Annotated in this window: 15 protein-coding genes; 12 read left to right on the top strand and 3 right to left on the bottom strand. The window is 61.3% G+C overall.

Annotated elements, in window-relative coordinates; genetic code table 11:
* The first annotated feature begins 138 nt into the window (after positions 1 to 138).
* Positions 139 to 1908: an aspartate--tRNA ligase gene (gene aspS / locus AB3X55_06715; GenBank protein ID MEX0503271.1), complete on the top strand. Its 1770-nt coding sequence runs from the start codon at positions 139 to 141 to the stop codon at positions 1906 to 1908.
* Between the two features lie 4 nt (positions 1909 to 1912).
* On the opposite strand, the gene AB3X55_06710 is transcribed toward aspS, so the two are convergent.
* On the bottom strand, positions 1913 to 2932 hold the full coding sequence (locus AB3X55_06710) for a COX15/CtaA family protein (protein MEX0503270.1): 1020 nt from the start codon (positions 2930 to 2932) through the stop codon (positions 1913 to 1915).
* Between the two features lie 24 nt (positions 2933 to 2956).
* Between AB3X55_06710 and AB3X55_06705 the strand changes: the two genes are divergently transcribed.
* The 9 genes from AB3X55_06705 (at position 2957) to groL (ending at position 10497) form a co-directional block, all read left to right on the top strand.
* Positions 2957 to 3139, top strand: a complete 183-nt coding sequence (locus AB3X55_06705; protein ID MEX0503269.1) for a hypothetical protein — start codon at positions 2957 to 2959, stop codon at positions 3137 to 3139.
* 127 nt (positions 3140 to 3266) lie between these two features.
* Complete coding sequence (locus AB3X55_06700; GenBank protein MEX0503268.1) at positions 3267 to 3644, top strand: 2Fe-2S iron-sulfur cluster-binding protein; 378 nt, start codon at positions 3267 to 3269, stop codon at positions 3642 to 3644.
* The gene (locus tag AB3X55_06695; protein MEX0503267.1) at positions 3641 to 4771 is read left to right on the top strand and encodes an NAD(P)-dependent oxidoreductase; all 1131 of its coding nucleotides are present in this window, start codon (positions 3641 to 3643) and stop codon (positions 4769 to 4771) included. Before AB3X55_06700 ends, AB3X55_06695 begins: the two co-directional genes overlap by 4 nt.
* Entirely contained in the window at positions 4768 to 5100 is a 333-nt protein-coding gene (locus tag AB3X55_06690; GenBank protein MEX0503266.1) for a DUF2849 domain-containing protein, read from the top strand. Before AB3X55_06695 ends, AB3X55_06690 begins: the two co-directional genes overlap by 4 nt.
* On the top strand, positions 5100 to 6776 hold the full coding sequence (locus AB3X55_06685; protein MEX0503265.1) for a nitrite/sulfite reductase: 1677 nt from the start codon (positions 5100 to 5102) through the stop codon (positions 6774 to 6776). The genes AB3X55_06690 and AB3X55_06685 overlap by 1 nt, the downstream gene beginning before the upstream one ends.
* A gap of 10 nt (positions 6777 to 6786) precedes the next feature.
* Complete coding sequence (locus tag AB3X55_06680; GenBank protein ID MEX0503264.1) at positions 6787 to 7221, top strand: DUF934 domain-containing protein; 435 nt, start codon at positions 6787 to 6789, stop codon at positions 7219 to 7221.
* Between the two features lie 130 nt (positions 7222 to 7351).
* Positions 7352 to 8386, top strand: a complete 1035-nt coding sequence (locus AB3X55_06675; GenBank protein MEX0503263.1) for an NAD(P)/FAD-dependent oxidoreductase — start codon at positions 7352 to 7354, stop codon at positions 8384 to 8386.
* Positions 8387 to 8510: 124 nt separating this feature from the next.
* Entirely contained in the window at positions 8511 to 8798 is a 288-nt protein-coding gene (groES, locus tag AB3X55_06670; GenBank protein MEX0503262.1) for a co-chaperone GroES, read from the top strand.
* A gap of 49 nt (positions 8799 to 8847) precedes the next feature.
* Positions 8848 to 10497 carry a chaperonin GroEL gene (groL, locus tag AB3X55_06665; protein MEX0503261.1) on the top strand — a complete coding sequence of 550 codons (1650 nt, stop codon included), beginning with the start codon at positions 8848 to 8850 and terminating at the stop codon, positions 10495 to 10497.
* A 69-nt stretch (positions 10498 to 10566) separates the two neighbouring features.
* Here groL and AB3X55_06660 read toward each other — a convergent pair whose 3' ends face one another.
* Complete coding sequence (locus AB3X55_06660; GenBank protein MEX0503260.1) at positions 10567 to 13440, bottom strand: ATP-dependent DNA helicase; 2874 nt, start codon at positions 13438 to 13440, stop codon at positions 10567 to 10569.
* Between the two features lie 239 nt (positions 13441 to 13679).
* Here AB3X55_06660 and AB3X55_06655 point away from each other — a divergent pair, with 239 nt between their 5' ends.
* Positions 13680 to 15299, top strand: a complete 1620-nt coding sequence (locus tag AB3X55_06655) for a lysine--tRNA ligase (protein MEX0503259.1) — start codon at positions 13680 to 13682, stop codon at positions 15297 to 15299.
* Complete coding sequence (locus AB3X55_06650) at positions 15296 to 16396, top strand: quinone-dependent dihydroorotate dehydrogenase (protein ID MEX0503258.1); 1101 nt, start codon at positions 15296 to 15298, stop codon at positions 16394 to 16396. The genes AB3X55_06655 and AB3X55_06650 overlap by 4 nt, the downstream gene beginning before the upstream one ends.
* Here the strand turns inward: AB3X55_06650 and AB3X55_06645 are convergent.
* The gene (locus AB3X55_06645; protein ID MEX0503257.1) at positions 16359 to 16787 is read right to left on the bottom strand and encodes a ribbon-helix-helix domain-containing protein; all 429 of its coding nucleotides are present in this window, start codon (positions 16785 to 16787) and stop codon (positions 16359 to 16361) included. The genes AB3X55_06650 and AB3X55_06645 overlap by 38 nt on opposite strands.
* Positions 16788 to 16950 lie beyond the last annotated feature (163 nt).

The raw sequence follows: 16950 nt of genomic DNA, 5'->3' as shown, positions 1-16950 counted from the left end.
GTCGCTGATCCGTCATTGGCCCGCTGCGACAAGCATGTTGCGGAAGCCGGGCAATCTTTGCATACTGCGCGCGATTTTCATGGCTGACGGCCAGCATACCGGGTTTCGTCGCTTTCAGTTCCCAGTCGGAGTATCAAGATGCACGCCTATCGCTCACACACATGCGGCGAGCTTGTCGAGGCCAATGTGGGCCAGTCGGTTCGCCTGTCAGGCTGGATCAACCGGAAACGCGATCATGGTCAGCTGGTTTTTGTCGACCTTCGCGATCATTACGGGCTGACACAATGTGTTGTCGATTCCTCGGACCCGTGCTTTGCCGCGGTCGAGGCGACACGGCTTGAATCCGTCGTCACTGTCACCGGCACGGTTCTGAAGCGCAGCGACGAGACGATCAACACATCATTGCCTACCGGGCATGTCGAGGTCCGTATCGAAAGTTTCGAGGTGCAGTCGGCTGCGGACACGCTGCCGCTGCAGGTGAATTCGGATACGGATTCAGGCGAGGAAACAAGGCTTCGCTATCGGTATCTCGACCTGCGCCGGACCAGACCGCATGACAACATCATGCTCCGCGCAAAGATCATCCAGTCGATCCGGGCACGGATGGTGGAACAGGGCTTCACCGAGTTCCAGACGCCGATCCTGACGGCCTCGTCGCCAGAGGGTGCGCGTGACTTTCTGGTGCCGGCACGTCTTCATCCCGGTAAATTCTATGCCTTGCCGCAGGCACCGCAGCAGTTCAAGCAGCTGGTCATGGTGTCCGGGTTCGACCGCTATTTCCAGATCGCGCCCTGTTTCCGCGACGAAGACAGCCGGGCCGACCGTAGCCCCGGTGAATTCTACCAGCTCGACCTCGAGATGAGCTTTGTCGAGCAACAGGACGTCTTCGATGCTGTCGAGCCTGTCATCCGCGGTGTGTTTGAAGAGTTTTCCGACAAGAAGACCGATCAGGAATTCATCCATATTCCGTTTGCCGAGTCGATGCTCAAATATGGCAATGACAAGCCTGACCTGCGGATCCCGATCGAAATCTGTGATGTGACCGACATCTTCCGGGGATCGGGGTTCTCGATATTTGCCAAGGCTGTCGAGGGCGGCAGTGTGGTAAGGGCGGTGCCGGGTCCAAAATGTGGCAGCCGTGCCATCGCCGACCGGATGAACAGCTGGGCACAGTCCGAGGGCGCTCCCGGCATGGGCTATATCATCTATGGTGATGGCGAGGCGCGCGGTCCGGTGGCCAATGCTCTGGGGCCGGAAAAGGCCGAGGAGATCCGTCTCGCCACGGGTGTTGGCGACGGTGACGCGGTGTTCTTTGCCTGTGCCGATGAGGCATCGGCGGCGCAGCTGGCCGGCCGCGCACGGGTGCGGATTGGCGAGGAACAGGGGCTGATTGACGACTCTGTCTTCCGCTTTGCCTGGATCGTCGATTTCCCTATGTATGAGCGTGACGAGACAACCGGCAAGATCGATTTCTCGCACAATCCGTTTTCGATGCCGCAGGGTGGGTTGAAGGCGTTGCAGGAACAGGACCCGCTGACCATCAAGGCGTGGCAGTACGATCTTGTCTGCAATGGGGTCGAGTTGTCATCCGGGGCCATCCGGAACCATCTTCCCGACGTGATGTACAAGGCATTCGAAATCGCCGGCTATGATTCACAGGTTGTGGATGACAAATTCCCGGCGATGATCAACGCGTTTCGCTTTGGCGCCCCGCCGCATGGTGGCATCGCGCCGGGAATCGACCGGATTGTGATGTTGATTGCCGATGAGCCGAATATCCGCGAGGTCATTCTGTTCCCGATGAATGGCAAGGCCGAAGACCTGATGATGGCAGCGCCGTCATCAGTCGAGGACAGCGCGCTTGCCGAGCTTCACATCCGCCGGGCACCGGTGCCAAAGAAAAGCTGATCGTTCAGCGCGCCATCCGGTGTGCTGTCCACACAACACTGCCAAGAAGCAACACCGCGCCGGTCTGATGCATCGCGCCAAGTGATACCGGCACACCGTGCAGAAGCACGGCAATGCCAAGCACGAACTGACAACTTACCAGCGCCAGCGCCAGTGTGGCAGGTCCCCGGCTTGCCGCCTGTCGGCGGGCCTTGATGGCAAGCGTGATCACTGCCAGCACGGCAAGAAGTGCAATCCAGCGATGATGGAACTGTGCCGAGGCAGGATTCTCAAAAGGATCAAGAAAGCCCCTCTCTCCATATTCCACCGGCACCAGCCCGTTACCCATCAACGGATAGTGATTATACAGAAGGCCGGCATCCATGCCGGCAACAAGCGCGCCGGCAAAGATTGTCAGCGCAATGATCAGCAAGGTGCCGGCGGCATGCCCGACTGGCAGGCCCGCCCGCCCATAGCGAATGTCAAAAGCGGTCCAAAGCAGCAAGGCGAAAATCACCAGCGCCATGCCGAGATGCACGGCAAGCCGGTATTGCGACACGGTGGCGTCTGCCGTCAGGCCGGACTTGACCATCCACCAGCCGATCACTCCCTGAGCGCCGCCAAGTAGCATCAGCAGAAACAGCCGCCCGCCAAGCCCGGCCGGCACCCGGCCACGAACGATCAGCCAGATAAAGGGAACAACAAAAACGATGCCAAGCAAGCGGCCCCACAGACGGTGCAGATATTCCCAGAAAAAAATCATCTTGAAGCCGGCAAGGTCCATCCCGTAATTGAATTCGCTATATTCCGGTGAATTCACATAAAGCTGGTAGACACGGTCCCATTCGGCGGCGGTCAGGGGCGGCAGGGCTCCCATCAACGGACGCCATTCGACCATTGACAGCCCGCTGCCGGTCAGGCGGGTGACGCCGCCAATCAGCACCATGATGCCGACAAGCCCGGCCATGATGACCAGCCACCAGAAGGCAAAATCATCTGTTCGCGCCTTGAGGGGCGCGCGGTTGGCAACTTCGGTTGCGGACATGTAAGACGGCATTGCTGGCCCCGAATGATGGTCGCTGTCACAGCGGTTCTGATGGTGCGTGAGCGATATAACAATTTCGATACCGGGCTGCAAACCTTCACAATTGCCGCATCACCGGCTGGTCGGGCATCAGGGTCTCACCGCATCGCCGAAGACAGAAAAAAATTCGGAAAAACCCTGATTTCAGGAAAAAAATTAAATTTCTGACCATGTTTTCATTCTGAATTCAGAAATTCATTCCACACTGTCCCTCTTTATCAGATGCCGCGACGAAACCGCCCCGGCAAAACCAACCTGGCAAAACCAACCTGGCAACAGGATCGGAGACAGAGCCATGCCAACATCAATGACTGCATGTCTGGATTGTGAGAATGACACGGTCTTCACGACGCTTGCCCATTTGCCGAACGGGGACCAATACAGCCTCGAGGCACCTGCCGGCTGGCGTCTGATGGAGGTGCTGCGGGATTACGGTCTTCCCATCAAGGCGGAATGCGGTGGTGCCTGTGCATGCGCAACCTGCCATATTCATATTGCGGGGGCTGGCCGGGCACCGCTTCATGCGCCGAGCGATGATGAACTGGACCGGCTTGCCGAAATTTTCGATGCCGATGACAGCTCGCGTCTGGCCTGCCAGATCCTGACCGGACCCCAGACCGATGGGCTGGCCGTGAGGCTGGCATCCGATTCGCTGCGGGACTGCCCGTCATGACAGCGCCCTCAACGGAACGCCGGCTTTTCCCCTGTTTCATCGCCGTTGACGATGTGCCACCGCTGGTCATCGGCAATGCCGGGTTGCTGGAGGCGAAAATCAGGCTGTTGTTGAAATTTGCCCCGGCTGTCGATCTCGTCACCGACCTGCGGCCAGCCGCGCGCCTGAGCAGCGACCGACGCGTGCGCGCTGTTACAGGGGTATCATGTCAGATGGCGCATGATCTGATCGCGGGGCGTCCGCTGGTCATTCTTGATACGCTTGATCCGGTGCTGAATGTCGCGCTGGCGGCCACGGCGCGGGACGCGGGCGTGCCGGTCAATGTGCCCGACAATCCGGCGCTGTGCAGTGCCTATCTTGGCGCGATTGTCGATCGCTCGCCGGTGCTGGTCGCCATTTCCACCGCCGGCGTGGCACCGGTCCTTGGCCAGCGGATACGGGCGCGGATCGAAACCATGCTGCCGGCGGGCTTTGGCAGGCTGGCCACCTATCTTGACCGGCACCGCGCCAGTCTGCGTGCATTGTCGCCGGCGCGTCAGCGCGCCATCCAGCATCACCTTGTTGATGGCCGGGCTGCCGATCATATCATCGCCGGTGATGACACCGCTGCCGATCGGCTGCTTGCCAGGCTGGTGACAACAGCTGACGAGAACAGCGCCGCGCCGGTGAAGATCGTCGATATTGGCGGGGGTGATCCCGGATTGCTCAGCCTGCATGGTGTCGAGACGATCCGCAATGCCGATATCATTGTCCATCAGGCCGACGTGGCACCGGCCATAACCGACCTGACACGGCGCGAAGCCGGCTTTGTCACCGTGCCGCCGGGTCTCGGCGGCGCGCAGGTGCGATCATTCGTTGACGACCTGTGCATGGGTCCGGACGGGGAACGCATCGTTCTGCTGCTGCCGACAGGGCCAACGCCGGCCATGACGGCGGTCGTCAGACACCTTTTGGACAGCGGTCATTGCGATGCTGTCATTCCCGCCGCCAGACCGGCCCCGGTAGTGGCGCGCGACCTTCCCCATGGCCCGGCAACCGACGCCATTGACGATACAGGGCCCGGACCTGGGCTTGGCATGTCGCTGCTGCGGCATCGGCAAGGCCAGCCGGCAGGGCGCGCGCGATGACCGGTGTGATGTTTACCGCCAACAGGCTGGATGACGGGGTCGTGATATGGCTGACAGGCTCGCTCTGCTGGAGCGAGACAGCATCCGGTGCCGCCGTCTTTTCGGATGCCGACATCGATCTGGCCCGCAGGCAGGTGGCGGCCGCCAGTGATCGCAATGAAATCGTTGCCGCCTATGAAGTGGCGGTTGACGGGCGCACCGACAGATCGATGCGCGAGCGTATTCGCGCGGCAGGTGGCCCAACCATCATCCCACCGCAGGATCGTGCGGTGCCATTGCCCCAAACCTCGACCCGATCCTCGACCCGACTTTCAAAAGGAGATGGATGATGTATCGCTATGACGAATTTGACAGGACGTTTGTTGAAACCCGGGCTGCGCAATTCCGGGACCAGGTCAGGCGCCGGCTTGATGGCGCGCTGAGCGAGGACGAGTTCAAACCACTGCGCCTGCAGAATGGCCTGTATCTTCAGCTTCATGCCTACATGCTTCGCATCGCCATTCCCTATGGCGTGCTGTCAAGCGATCAGCTTCGCGGACTTGCCGGCATCGCCCGTGATTTCGATCGCGGGTTTGGCCATTTCACCACCCGGCAGAATATCCAGTTCAACTGGATCAAGCTTGTCGACGCGCCCGACATACTGGACAGGCTGGCGACATTCGGTATGCATGCCATCCAGACATCGGGCAATTGTATCCGCAATGTCACCTGCGACCCGCTTGCCGGTGCGGCGCATGATGAAATCGAGGACCCGCGTGTCTGGGCAGAAATAATCCGCCAATGGTCGACCCTGCATCCCGAATTTGCCTTCCTTCCACGCAAATTCAAGATTGCCGTTTCAGCCGGGGCCGAGGATCGCGCCGCGACCGGATTTCATGATATCGGACTGCGGCTTGTCACAGGCGATGACGGCGAAGTCGGTTTTCGCATTCTTGTCGGTGGTGGTCAGGGACGCACGCCACGGGTGGCCCGCACGCTGGCGACCTTCATCCCAAAACGGCACATCCTGTCCTATCTCGAGGCGGTGATGCGGGCCTATAACGCGGCGGGCCGCCGCGACAACATCTACAAGGCCAGGATCAAGATCCTCGTCGACGACATGGGGATCGAGGCGTTTGCTGATGCGGTCAATGCCGAATGGAACCATGTCAGGGATACCGCCACCGATCTGCCACAGGCTGAATATAACCGGATTGCCGCCTATTTCGCGCCGCCGCATCTTGAAGACGCGCCTTCGGTGCCGTTTGCGCTTGCGACCGCGCAGCGGCATGATGCCCGCTTTGCCAGATGGATGCGGCAGAACGGCCTGCCGCATTATCATCCGGGCTATGCCAATGCAGTGGTGTCACTGAAATCTGCCGGTCGGCCCCCGGGTGACGCCTCGGCCACGGAGATGGAAGCCATCGCGGCGCTGGCCGACGAGCATGGCAGAGGCGAGATCAGGGTGACCTATCAGCAGAACATCATTATTCCGCATATAAGGCGTGACGCGCTGCCCGCATTCCACCGTGCCGCCAGCGCGGCCGGCCTTGGCGGCGGTGAACACGGGCTTGTCGGTGACATGATCGCCTGTCCCGGGCTTGACTACTGCAATCTTGCCAACGCCCGTTCGCTGCCACTTGCCGACCGGATTTTCCGCCGCTTCGGCGATCCTGAACGCCGTGCCGCCATTGGCAGGCTGCAGCTGAATATCTCCGGCTGCATCAATGCCTGCGGGCACCATCATGCCGCCGATATCGGCATTCTTGGTGTCGACAAGAAGGGGGTGGAACATTACCAGATTACCGTTGGCGGTCGTGCCGGCGAAGCGGCGGCGATTGGCCGGATCATCGGCGCTTCCTTTGCCGAGGATGAGGTACCGGCTGTCATAGAGACCATCATCGACACCTATCTTGCCAGCCGTGACCGGGACGAAACCTTTGCCGCCTATATCGCGCGAACCGGCCCCGATGCGGTGAAGGAAGCTGTCTATGGCGACGGGTCACCGGGGTCAACGGCGCGGTGAGGCGGGTGGCATGACATGGCTTGAGCTTGCCACCGGCAATCTGGTTCGTCGCGGCGTGGTCGGGCATGTCGTATCCGGTGCCGACCTGCAATCGGCTCTTGGCGGGGATGATTTTACGGATCCCGCCGGGGCCGCGCTGGCGATCCGGTTCGAAAAATTTTCCGACGGCCGCGGCTTTACCCTTGCCAGACATGCGCGCGAGGCGCTGGGGTTTGCCGGCCATCTTGTGGCGCAGGGGCATGTCATCCCGGATCAGGCTGATTATCTGCGACGCTGCGGCTTTACCCATGTCGAAATCGACCGTCAGGCGGCGCGGCAATGGCGGCGCTCGCTGGCGCTGGCGCCCCCTGCCATGCAGCGGATTCTAGGATCACAGCGCAGTCGCGCGACCGACCCCGACCGGTCTGCCGCACCGCCCGAACGCCCTGACCGGGATACAGACTGATGACAAACAGACTATCCTGTTATCCGTTTCATCATCGGTCTGTTTCGCGGCTTGCTATGACGCCGAATCCCCCCTATGTATTCGGCTGACAACGCCACGTTTCAAGTCTTTTGCCTGACGAGCTGCTGTGATGACCGATCCGCAAAAAACCGACATTATCATCATCGGTGCTGGCCCCTGTGGCCTGTTCGCCGTGTTTGAACTTGGTCTGCTCGACCTGCGCTGTCATCTTGTCGACATTCTGGACAAGCCTGGCGGGCAGTGTGCCGAGCTCTATCCGGAAAAGCCGATCTATGACATCCCGGCACTGCCTGTCTGCACCGGTCAGGAATTGACCGACCGGCTGCTGGAACAGATCGCGCCATTTGACCCGGTCTTCCATTATGGCCAGATGGCCGAGGCGCTGGAAAAGCTTGATGACGGAACCTGGCTGCTGACGACCAGCGACGGGGTGAAGTTGAACGCGCTGGTTGTGGTGATCGCCGCCGGTGGCGGATCCTTTGTGCCAAAGCGCCCCCCGCTTGCCGACCTTGACGCGTTTGAGGCACATGGCGGCGTGCAGTATGCGGTTCGCAAACGCGACACACTTGCTGGCAAGAAACTTGTCATCGCTGGTGGCGGTGATTCGGCGCTCGACTGGACGGTGAACCTTGTCGACATTGCCGAATCGGTGACCCTTGTCCACCGCCGTGATGATTTTCGCGCCGCGCCGGACACGGTGGCAAAGATGCGGGCGCTTGTCGATGAGGGCCGGGTGACATTGCAGATTGGCCAGCTGAAGGGGCTTGAAGGTGACAATGGCATCCTGAACAAGGTGCTGGTACAGGCGGCTGACGCCGATGAACCGATCGGGCTTGACGCGGATGTTCTGCTGCCATTCTACGGCCTGACCATGAAGCTTGGTCCGATTGCCGATTTCGGCCTGAATCTCGAGGAAAATCTGATCCCGGTCGATACCGAGCGATTTGAAACGTCGGAGCCGTCGATCTTTGCCATTGGTGATATCAACCATTATCCAGGCAAGCTGAAACTGATCCTTTCCGGCTTCCATGAGGCGGCCCTGATGGCGCATGCGGCGCATGGGATTGTGCATCCTGAAAAGAAAATCAGGTTCCAATACACCACCTCGTCATCGTCACTTCAGCAGAAGCTTGGTGTATCCTAATTTTTTTCGCTGGAATTTCTTGACAATACCCGGCAATGCGCCCATCTCCTCCGGGTGCTAGCTGGCACTCCACACCGATGAGTGCCAGAGTTTAATTGCAAATCCAACTGGAGGAGAGAGAGGCATGAAGTTCAGGCCCCTTCACGACCGTGTGGTTGTTCAGCGGACAGAGTCCGAGGAAAAGACCGCAGGTGGCATTATTATCCCAGACACCGCCAAGGAAAAGCCGATGGAAGGCAAGGTCATTGCCGTCGGTGGTGGCGCGCGCGACGAGCAGGGCAAGGTACAGCCGCTGGATGTCAAGGCAGGCGACTCGGTTCTGTTCGGCAAATGGTCCGGAACGGAAGTCAAGATCGACGGTCAGGATTACCTGATCATGAAGGAATCCGACATCATGGGAATTATCGAGTAATTCCCCCGAACACCGTCTGACCACATACAAGATAGAAGGATGAAGAGAAATGGCTGCTAAGGAAGTCAAATTCGGCTCTGACGCCAGGACACGGATGCTCGAGGGCGTCGATATTCTGGCCAACGCCGTGAAAGTCACGCTTGGCCCGAAAGGCCGCAATGTCGTGCTGGAAAAGTCGTTCGGTGCCCCGCGCATCACCAAGGACGGCGTAACCGTTGCCAAGGACATCGAGCTGAAGGACAAGTTTCAGAACATGGGCGCGCAGATGGTGCGCGAGGTTGCCTCAAAGGCCAATGATGTGGCTGGTGACGGCACCACGACAGCAACTGTGCTGGCCCAGTCGATTGCCCAGGAAGGCGCACGCGCTGTTGCCGCCGGCATGAACCCGATGGATCTGAAGCGCGGCATCGACATGGCTGTTGAAGCTGTTGTTGCCGAGCTTGAGAAGAAGTCGAAGAAGATCTCCACCTCTGACGAGGTTGCGCAGGTCGGCACCATCTCGGCGAATGGCGAGGAAGAAATCGGCAAGATGATTGCCGAGGCTATGGAGCGCGTCGGCAATGAAGGCGTGATCACGGTTGAAGAGGCCAAGAGCCTGGATACAGAGCTTGACGTTGTCGAGGGCATGCAGTTCGACCGTGGCTATCTGTCACCCTACTTCGTGACCGATGCTGAAAAGATGCGCGCCACACTCGAGGATCCGTACATTCTTCTCCATGAAAAGAAGCTGTCCAATCTTCAGGACATGCTGCCGATTCTGGAAAAGGTCGTACAGTCCGGCCGTCCGCTGCTGATCATCGCCGAGGATATCGAGGGCGAGGCGCTTGCCACGCTCGTCGTGAACCGCCTGCGTGGTGGTCTCAAGGTTGCCGCCGTCAAGGCACCTGGCTTTGGCGACCGCCGCAAGGCGATGCTCGAGGACATCGCGATCCTGACAAAGGGTACCGTTGTGTCCGAGGAAGTCGGCATTTCGCTGGACGCCGTGACACTCGACATGCTTGGTTCGGCCAAGCGCGTCGAAATCACCAAGGACGAGACCACCATTGTCGACGGCATTGGTGAGAAGGCCGAAATTGAGGCTCGCTGCTCGCAGATCCGCGCCCAGTCCGAGGAAACCACCTCCGACTATGACCGCGAGAAGCTGCAGGAGCGTCTTGCCAAGCTGGCCGGCGGCGTTGCCGTCATCCGCGTTGGCGGCGCCACCGAGGTTGAGGTGAAGGAACGCAAGGACCGTGTCGATGATGCGATGCATGCCACCCGCGCTGCCGTTGAAGAAGGCATCGTGCCTGGCGGCGGTGTTGCGCTGGTCAAGTCGATTTCCGTTCTGGAAAAGCTGAAGCCCGCCAACCGCGACCAGGAAGTCGGCGTCGAGATCGTTCGTCGCGCCCTGCAGGCCCCGGCCCGCAACATTGCTGAGAACGCCGGTGCCGAAGGTTCCGTCATCGTCGGCAAGCTTCTTGAGAGCAAGGATGCCAACGAAGGCTATGATGCCACGTCCGGCACTTTCACCGACATGGTAAAGGCCGGCGTCATCGACCCGACCAAGGTTGTGCGCTCGTCGCTGCAGAACGCGGCTTCTGTCGCCTCGCTGCTGATCACCACCGAAGCCATGGTGGCCGACCAGCCGGAGCCAAAGGACGCAGCGCCTGCCGCACCTGACATGGGTGGTATGGGCGGCATGGGTGGCATGGGCTTCTAAGCCTGCGTCAACCACGCACCGAAATCAGACCGGAGGGGGTTACCCCCTCCGGTTTTTTTTATCCGGAATTCATTGGTCCTGTAGAAAATCACCAGTGATCCGGATGGCGTCGGCCAGACCGACCCGTTCCACCGTTGTGCCGGCCGGAAATGCGCTTGTCAGGCGCGTGGGCAGACGACTGTCGAGCATCACGAACACGCCGCGGTCGCTGCCGCGCCGGATCAACCGTCCAAAGGCCTGACGAAGCTTCAGGCGGGTCACCCTGTCGACCCAGGCATCGCGCCCCTGCCAGTCGGCCCGTGCCTTGAACAGGATATCGGCCCGCGGCCAGGGCATGCGGTCAAAGATGATCAGCCGCAGCGCCTCGCCAGGCACATCGATCCCGTCACGGACAGCATCGGTGCCGAGAAGACAGGAATGCGGTTCCTCGCGGAAGATCTGCAGCAGCGTCTGCAGATTCATCCTGTCGACATGCTGGGCATAGAGCGGCAGCCCCTCGGCCTCGAGGCGGCGCGTCAGTTCCGGATGCACGGCGCGAAGCCGGCGAATGGCGGTGAACAGCCCCAGCCCGCCGCCACCTGCCGCTATCATCAGCGCCGCCATGGCCGCGGCAATCGCGGCCGGTCGTTCGCGTTCCAGATCATTGACCACCAGAATCCGGGTCTGTGCGGCATAGTCGAAGGGTGATTCGAACGCCGCGCGCATCGACGGATGCTCAAGATGCAGCGCGCCGGTCAGCGCCAATGCTGAATCCCAGGGGGCCGAATCCCGGGGGGGCGAATCCCGGGTGGCTGAATCAGCAGGCGAGGCCTGGCCGGAGTCCGGCTGTGTGCCCGTCATGCCCTTGACCGCCGGCAGGGGGTCGCGGAGCGTTGCCGAGGTGACAGCCACACCATGTGCCGGTTGCAGTACCATGCTGGCAAAGGGAATGGTCGGATCAAGCCAGTGCCGCGCCACCCCGACATCACGATCACTGCCGTCGATGCGGTCGATCTGCATCCAGTCGACAAACCCGTCCGAAGGCCCCGACAGCGCGCTGTCGAGAAGTGCCTGCCAGCCGGAAACAGGTCCGGCCGCCCGCAATTCCAGCCCGCGTATGGCACCTTCAAGCCGTGCCCGCTCGGCACTTTCCAGCTCGTCGGCACGGTTATCAAGGATGGCGCGCAGGCGCGCTGCCAGTTTGTGAAGCGGTGTTGCCAGCCCGGCCAGGGCGGCAGCCAGCGGCGCGATGGTCTCCAGCAACGGTGCCGGGGCCGGATGGAAATGCGCCTGCAGGTCATAGGGACTTTCGACATCCTCGACCCGGCCATAGAGGGTCTGGCGAAGCACCATGAAGAATTGTTCTGCCGGGCCGACGGGCGCCGCGTTGCTGATCCGTTTCTGCCATCCCTGACCGGGAAGCGCCCGGGCCGCTTCAAGCGCGCTGTCGAGATCGGCAAGCGCCTCCGGATCATCGGCGACAAGCTCGTCAAGCCGGCGCTTCAGCCCACGGGCCCGGCCCCGCCGTCCATCCTCGGCACCGCGAATCCAGTTTCGAAGTTCCGCCGCCTCCTGCGCGCTGAGATACAGTGAAAAGGCGCTGTCGGCAGCGTCGAACAGGTGGTGCCCCTCGTCAAAGACATAGCGCAGTGGCCGGCGGCGATCACCGCTGCGCTCGTCATTCGGGTCGGGTGGCGGCGCATAGGCGGCGTTGATCATCACCAGCGCGTGGTTGCTGATGACGATATCGGCGCGGCGCGAGCGACGGACCGATTTCTCGACAAAGCAGCGGTTGTAATGGCTGCAGGCGCTGTGGATACATTCGCCGCGCCGGTCGGCAAGCCCGATTGTCTGGGCGCGCCCGGCTAGGTCGGTCAGCCAGGCCGGAAAGGTCGCGCCTGTCAGGTCACCGTCATTTGTCGCCCCCGCCCAACGCGCCATCAGCCCCAGCGCGGTGCCGCGCCGGGGGGCGCCGGCAAGCTGGCCAAGCGCCTCTTCCAGATTGAGAATGCACAGGTAATTTTCCCGCCCTTTTCGGATCACCACCTTGCGTGCCCAGTCTTCGGGATCGGGATAGAGCCTTGTCAGTTCCGAGGCAATCTGATGCTGCAGCGTACGGGTATAGGTCGAAATCCAGACTGGGGCGGCGTTGGCTTCGGCCCACAGCGTCGCTGGTGCCAGATAGCCAAGGGTCTTGCCAGTGCCGGTGCCCGCCTCGGCAAGGACCATCGTTGGCGTCGGGCCGGCATCCGGTGTATCGAAACCTGCTGCCAGCGCGGCGGCATAATCCGATTGTGACTGCCGTGGCTCGGCCCCCGTTCCCAGCATGCTGGCAAGCCGGTTGCGTGCCGCATCGGCAATCACGGGCGCGGTTCCCGGCGGAGGATTGGCGGTAAAGTCGGTATATTCGGCAAGCCGGTGCCAGATCGCTGCCTGGCGGCCGTCTGGCGGTGCCGCCGGTGGCATGGACAGGCCAAGATGGGCCAGAATGATCGGTCCCCACGGCCAGCCTGAGGCCGCCATCATCGTGGCGATTGCACCGGCTTCGCGGCGCTGTGCGTCCGGGGCTGCGGCCATCTCGTCGAGAAGCGCGTAGGCGGCGCGTGGCAGCAGCGCCGCCATGTCCTCGGCCTTGTTTGGCCGGGGCAGTGCCAGTTGCGTTGCCAGACCGCGCGGTGTCGGCAGACAGAATCTGGCAGGCCGAACAAAGGCATAAAGCTCCATCACATCGAGACAGGTTTCGATCTCGTATGCGGCTCGTGCCTCGCTCCAGCGGCGATGGCACACAATCGGCACCTGACGTGCCAGCCGTGCCGCCGCCGTCTGCCTGTCGATGGTCGTGATCTCGCCAGCTTCCGAAATCCAGATCAGCCTGGTGCCGGCCGGATAGAAGACCGGCGCCGCATGAAGCTCGGGAATGGTGACCGTGGTCAATCCCAGCCCGTCTGAGAAGGGAGAATTCATGTCTCTGATATAGCGGTAAACACGATAGGCGACCAGCCGGCAAATCACCCCATGTCCGGTGCATGTCATCGATTATCGGCAGCGCGCAGACAGGGGTGTCGCCTGGGCCGCGCACCCTGTCTGCCGCGCATTCATACATGGCAAGCAGACTTGCCTGTCGGGGGGATTTGCGGCATAGATGGCGCCACTCGCCGGTGGTGTCCCGCCGTGTGAAACGACTGGAACGCAGGATAAATGACATGACCGACATCGCCGCCGAACTGAAGGCCGTCGCCAGCGACGCGAAAGCCTGGCCCTTTGCCGAGGCGCGCGAGCTGGTCAAACGGCTCGATGGCATGAACCATGATGGTGAGGTGCTGTTTGAAACCGGCTATGGTCCGTCCGGTCTGCCGCATATCGGCACCTTTGGCGAAGTTGTGCGCACCAGCATGGTGCGGCATGCCTTCGAGGTGCTGACCGGTGCGACAACGCGGCTTGTCTGTTTTTCCGATGATATGGACGGGCTTCGCAAGGTGCCCGACAATGTGCCGAATGGCGAACTTCTGAAACAGGATCTCGGGCTGCCCCTGACGTCGGTTCGCGACCCGTTTGGCACCCACCCGTCCTTTGGCGCGCACAACAATGCCCGCCTTCAGGCCTTTCTTGATTCCTTTGGCTTTGACTATGAATTCGTCAGCTCGACGGACTGCTACCGGTCCGGCCGGTTTGACGGCGGGTTGCGCGCGGTGCTGGCGAATTACGACGCCATCATGGACATCATGCTGCCGACCCTCGGCGAGGAGCGCCGCGCCACCTACAGCCCGTTCTTTCCCGTCTGCCCGGATCACGGCCACGTCCTGCAGGCCAAGGTTACAGCGACGCATCCCGATCGTGACGCCATCACCTATCTCCACCCTGAAACAGGTGCCGAGATCGAGACGGTGATCACCGGCGGCGCGTGCAAGCTGCAATGGAAGGCCGACTGGGCGATGCGCTGGTTCGTGCTTGGTGTCGATTACGAAATGGCTGGCAAGGATCTGATTGATTCGGTTCGCCAGTCGTCGCGGATCACCCGCGCGGTCGGGGGTACGCCGCCATGCGGGCTCTCCTACGAGCTGTTTCTTGATGCTGCCGGCGAGAAAATTTCAAAATCCAAGGGAAATGGTCTCAGCATCGAAGAGTGGCTCAGCTATGGCAGTCCGGAATCGCTGGCACTTTTCATGTATGCCCAGCCACGACGTGCCAAGCGGATGCATTTCGATGTCATCCCCAAGACCGTCGATGAATATTACCAGCATCGTGGCAAGGCTGCATCGCAGACAGCTGCCGAATTGCTGGAAAATCCGGCCTGGCATATTCATGTCGGCACACCGCCTTCGGACAGCCTGCCGGTCAGCTATACATTGTTGCTGAACCTGGCATCGGTCTGCCTTGCCGAAACGCCTGATGTGGTCTGGAACTATGTCAGCGACTACGCGCCGGGTGTCAGTCCCGAAACCCATCCCGAACTGGACCGGATGATTGGCTATGCCGTCACCTATTATCAGGACCGGGTGCGCCCGCATAAGACCTATCGGCTGCCAAGTGACGACGAGGCCGTGCATATTTCGGCGCTTGTCGAAGCGCTGTCGGCGATGGCTGATGATGCGGATGCCGAAACCATCCAGTCCGCTGTCTATGCCACCGGCAAGGCGGCCGGCTATGAAAATCTGCGCGCCTGGTTCCAATGTCTCTATGAGGTGCTTCTCGGCCAGTCCGAAGGACCGCGGATGGGATCCTTCTTTGCCCTCTATGGCCGTGAGCAGTCGATAGAGCTGATGAAGAATGCCCTTGCCGGGGATCTGGCAAAGTCACAGCCAGCCGCCGGAGATGCGGCTTGATCTGGCAATTTGCCGCCGGCATGGCGCGGCTGCTGCCGCCTGAGGCGGCGCACCGGGCCGCCGTGGCGACATTGCGCCGCCGCATTGGCCCAACCCCCGAGCTGCCATCGCTTCCGGTCACTGTTGCCGGCCTTGATTTTGCCAATCCGCTGGGACTTGCCGCCGGGTTCGACAAGGATGCGTCCTGTCCGGACGGGGCGCTGCAGCTTGGTTTCAGCCATGTCGAGCTTGGCACCATCACGCCGCGACCCCAGCCAGGCAATCCCCGGCCACGGGTCTTCAGGCTTGCCGCTGATCGTGCTGTCATCAATCGCTACGGCTTCAACAGCCGCGGTATGGAGGCGGCGGCGGCACAGCTGGCGGCCCGGCAGGCCGGCGGGTCCCGGCAGGCCGGTGTGATCGGGATCAATGTCGGGGCCAACAAGACAAGCACCACACCAACCGAGGATTACCGCATCGCCGTGGCGCGGCTTGCCAGCTATGCCGACTACATAACGCTGAATATATCCTCGCCGAACACGCCGGGGCTTCGCGACCTGCAGACAGCTGAAAATCTGCGCCTGTTGATTTCTGCCGGCCGCGCCGGGCTGGCCGATGCCGGGTGCCAGAGGCCGCTGTTTATCAAGCTGGCACCCGATCTGTCACCTGCCGATATAGAGGCGATCGTGGCGGTGGCGGTCGCGGAAAATGTGGCCGGTCTGATCGCCACCAACACCACCATCGCCAGGCCGGATGATCTGCGCTCTGCGCATGCTGCTGAAACAGGCGGCCTGTCGGGGGCGCCACTATTCGCGATGGCAACGCATGTGCTTGGTGAAATGGCAGGCCAACTGCCGGCAGACGGACCTGTCCTGATCGGGGCAGGCGGCGTTGCCAGCGGTTGGCAGGCCTATGCCAAGATTCTGGTCGGGGCCAGCCTTGTGCAGCTCTATACCGCGCTGGCGCTTGAAGGTCCGGATCTTCCGGCACGGGTGGTTCGCCAGCTGGCGGCGCTGATGTCCGCAGACGGGGTCTCAGACCTTGCGGCGGCGCGGGGCCAGATCAGGGATGCGGACAAGGCTATGCAACATGCGCTTCGTCTTGCGCAAAGCGTCTGAGCGCCAGCGGCAGTAGCGGCACCGGCGGGTCATTCAGCGCCGGTGCCCGAAGCAGACCTTCCGTCCGTAGCCGGTTCAGATCGGAATCGACGAAAGGCGGGCTGTTGATCTGACCGAGAAGCCGGAAATAGATCAGCACCACAAGCCGCGCGGATGATGCCATGCTTGACCGTTGCCGCGTTGCCTCGACACGGTTGCAGAATTCATCGAGAGACACCGCTTCACGGCGCAGCATGCTGTCAATGCTGTCCCATACATAGGCTTCCAGGACAATCGTCGTGCGGCGATTGCCGATGCGGACATTCCGCTTCAGACGGCGCCCGGTAGATGCCGGGTTTGGTTGCGGTACACGCCGCTTCGCGCTCGAGACAATTTCGGAGTCATGCATCATCAGCATCCATGTTCAGCTGTTGTCATTCCGGGGCGTCACGTCCGCCAGCGTTCCGGCAAGCAGGTTGCGGCGTGGCGGTCATGACCCTTTCGGCTCATTCACTATAATCCTAAAGGTTTAATATTCCGCTAAGGCTGGATGGATTTTCCCCGCCGCCGTCGAT

This window comes from Alphaproteobacteria bacterium LSUCC0719, assembly GCA_040839025.1.
Lineage (GTDB): Bacteria > Pseudomonadota > Alphaproteobacteria > Puniceispirillales > Puniceispirillaceae > UBA8309.
This window is presented reverse-complemented; position numbering and strand designations above follow the sequence as displayed.

Excerpts from the sequence above, each read along its gene's own strand:
- AB3X55_06645 (MEX0503257.1), bottom strand. The coding sequence starts at position 16,787 with ATGATGCATGACTCCGAAATTGTCTCGAGCGCGAAGCGGCGTGTACCG.
- AB3X55_06680 (MEX0503264.1), top strand. The coding sequence starts at position 6,787 with ATGACATGGCTTGAGCTTGCCACCGGCAATCTGGTTCGTCGCGGCGTG.
- groL (MEX0503261.1), top strand. The coding sequence starts at position 8,848 with ATGGCTGCTAAGGAAGTCAAATTCGGCTCTGACGCCAGGACACGGATG.
- AB3X55_06675 (MEX0503263.1), top strand. The coding sequence starts at position 7,352 with ATGACCGATCCGCAAAAAACCGACATTATCATCATCGGTGCTGGCCCC.
- aspS (MEX0503271.1), top strand. The coding sequence starts at position 139 with ATGCACGCCTATCGCTCACACACATGCGGCGAGCTTGTCGAGGCCAAT.
- AB3X55_06690 (MEX0503266.1), top strand. The coding sequence starts at position 4,768 with ATGACCGGTGTGATGTTTACCGCCAACAGGCTGGATGACGGGGTCGTG.
- AB3X55_06700 (MEX0503268.1), top strand. The coding sequence starts at position 3,267 with ATGCCAACATCAATGACTGCATGTCTGGATTGTGAGAATGACACGGTC.
- AB3X55_06705 (MEX0503269.1), top strand. The coding sequence starts at position 2,957 with ATGATGGTCGCTGTCACAGCGGTTCTGATGGTGCGTGAGCGATATAAC.
- AB3X55_06695 (MEX0503267.1), top strand. The coding sequence starts at position 3,641 with ATGACAGCGCCCTCAACGGAACGCCGGCTTTTCCCCTGTTTCATCGCC.
- AB3X55_06710 (MEX0503270.1), bottom strand. The coding sequence starts at position 2,932 with ATGTCCGCAACCGAAGTTGCCAACCGCGCGCCCCTCAAGGCGCGAACA.
- groES (MEX0503262.1), top strand. The coding sequence starts at position 8,511 with ATGAAGTTCAGGCCCCTTCACGACCGTGTGGTTGTTCAGCGGACAGAG.
- AB3X55_06685 (MEX0503265.1), top strand. The coding sequence starts at position 5,100 with ATGTATCGCTATGACGAATTTGACAGGACGTTTGTTGAAACCCGGGCT.
- AB3X55_06655 (MEX0503259.1), top strand. The coding sequence starts at position 13,680 with ATGACCGACATCGCCGCCGAACTGAAGGCCGTCGCCAGCGACGCGAAA.
- AB3X55_06660 (MEX0503260.1), bottom strand. The coding sequence starts at position 13,440 with ATGAATTCTCCCTTCTCAGACGGGCTGGGATTGACCACGGTCACCATT.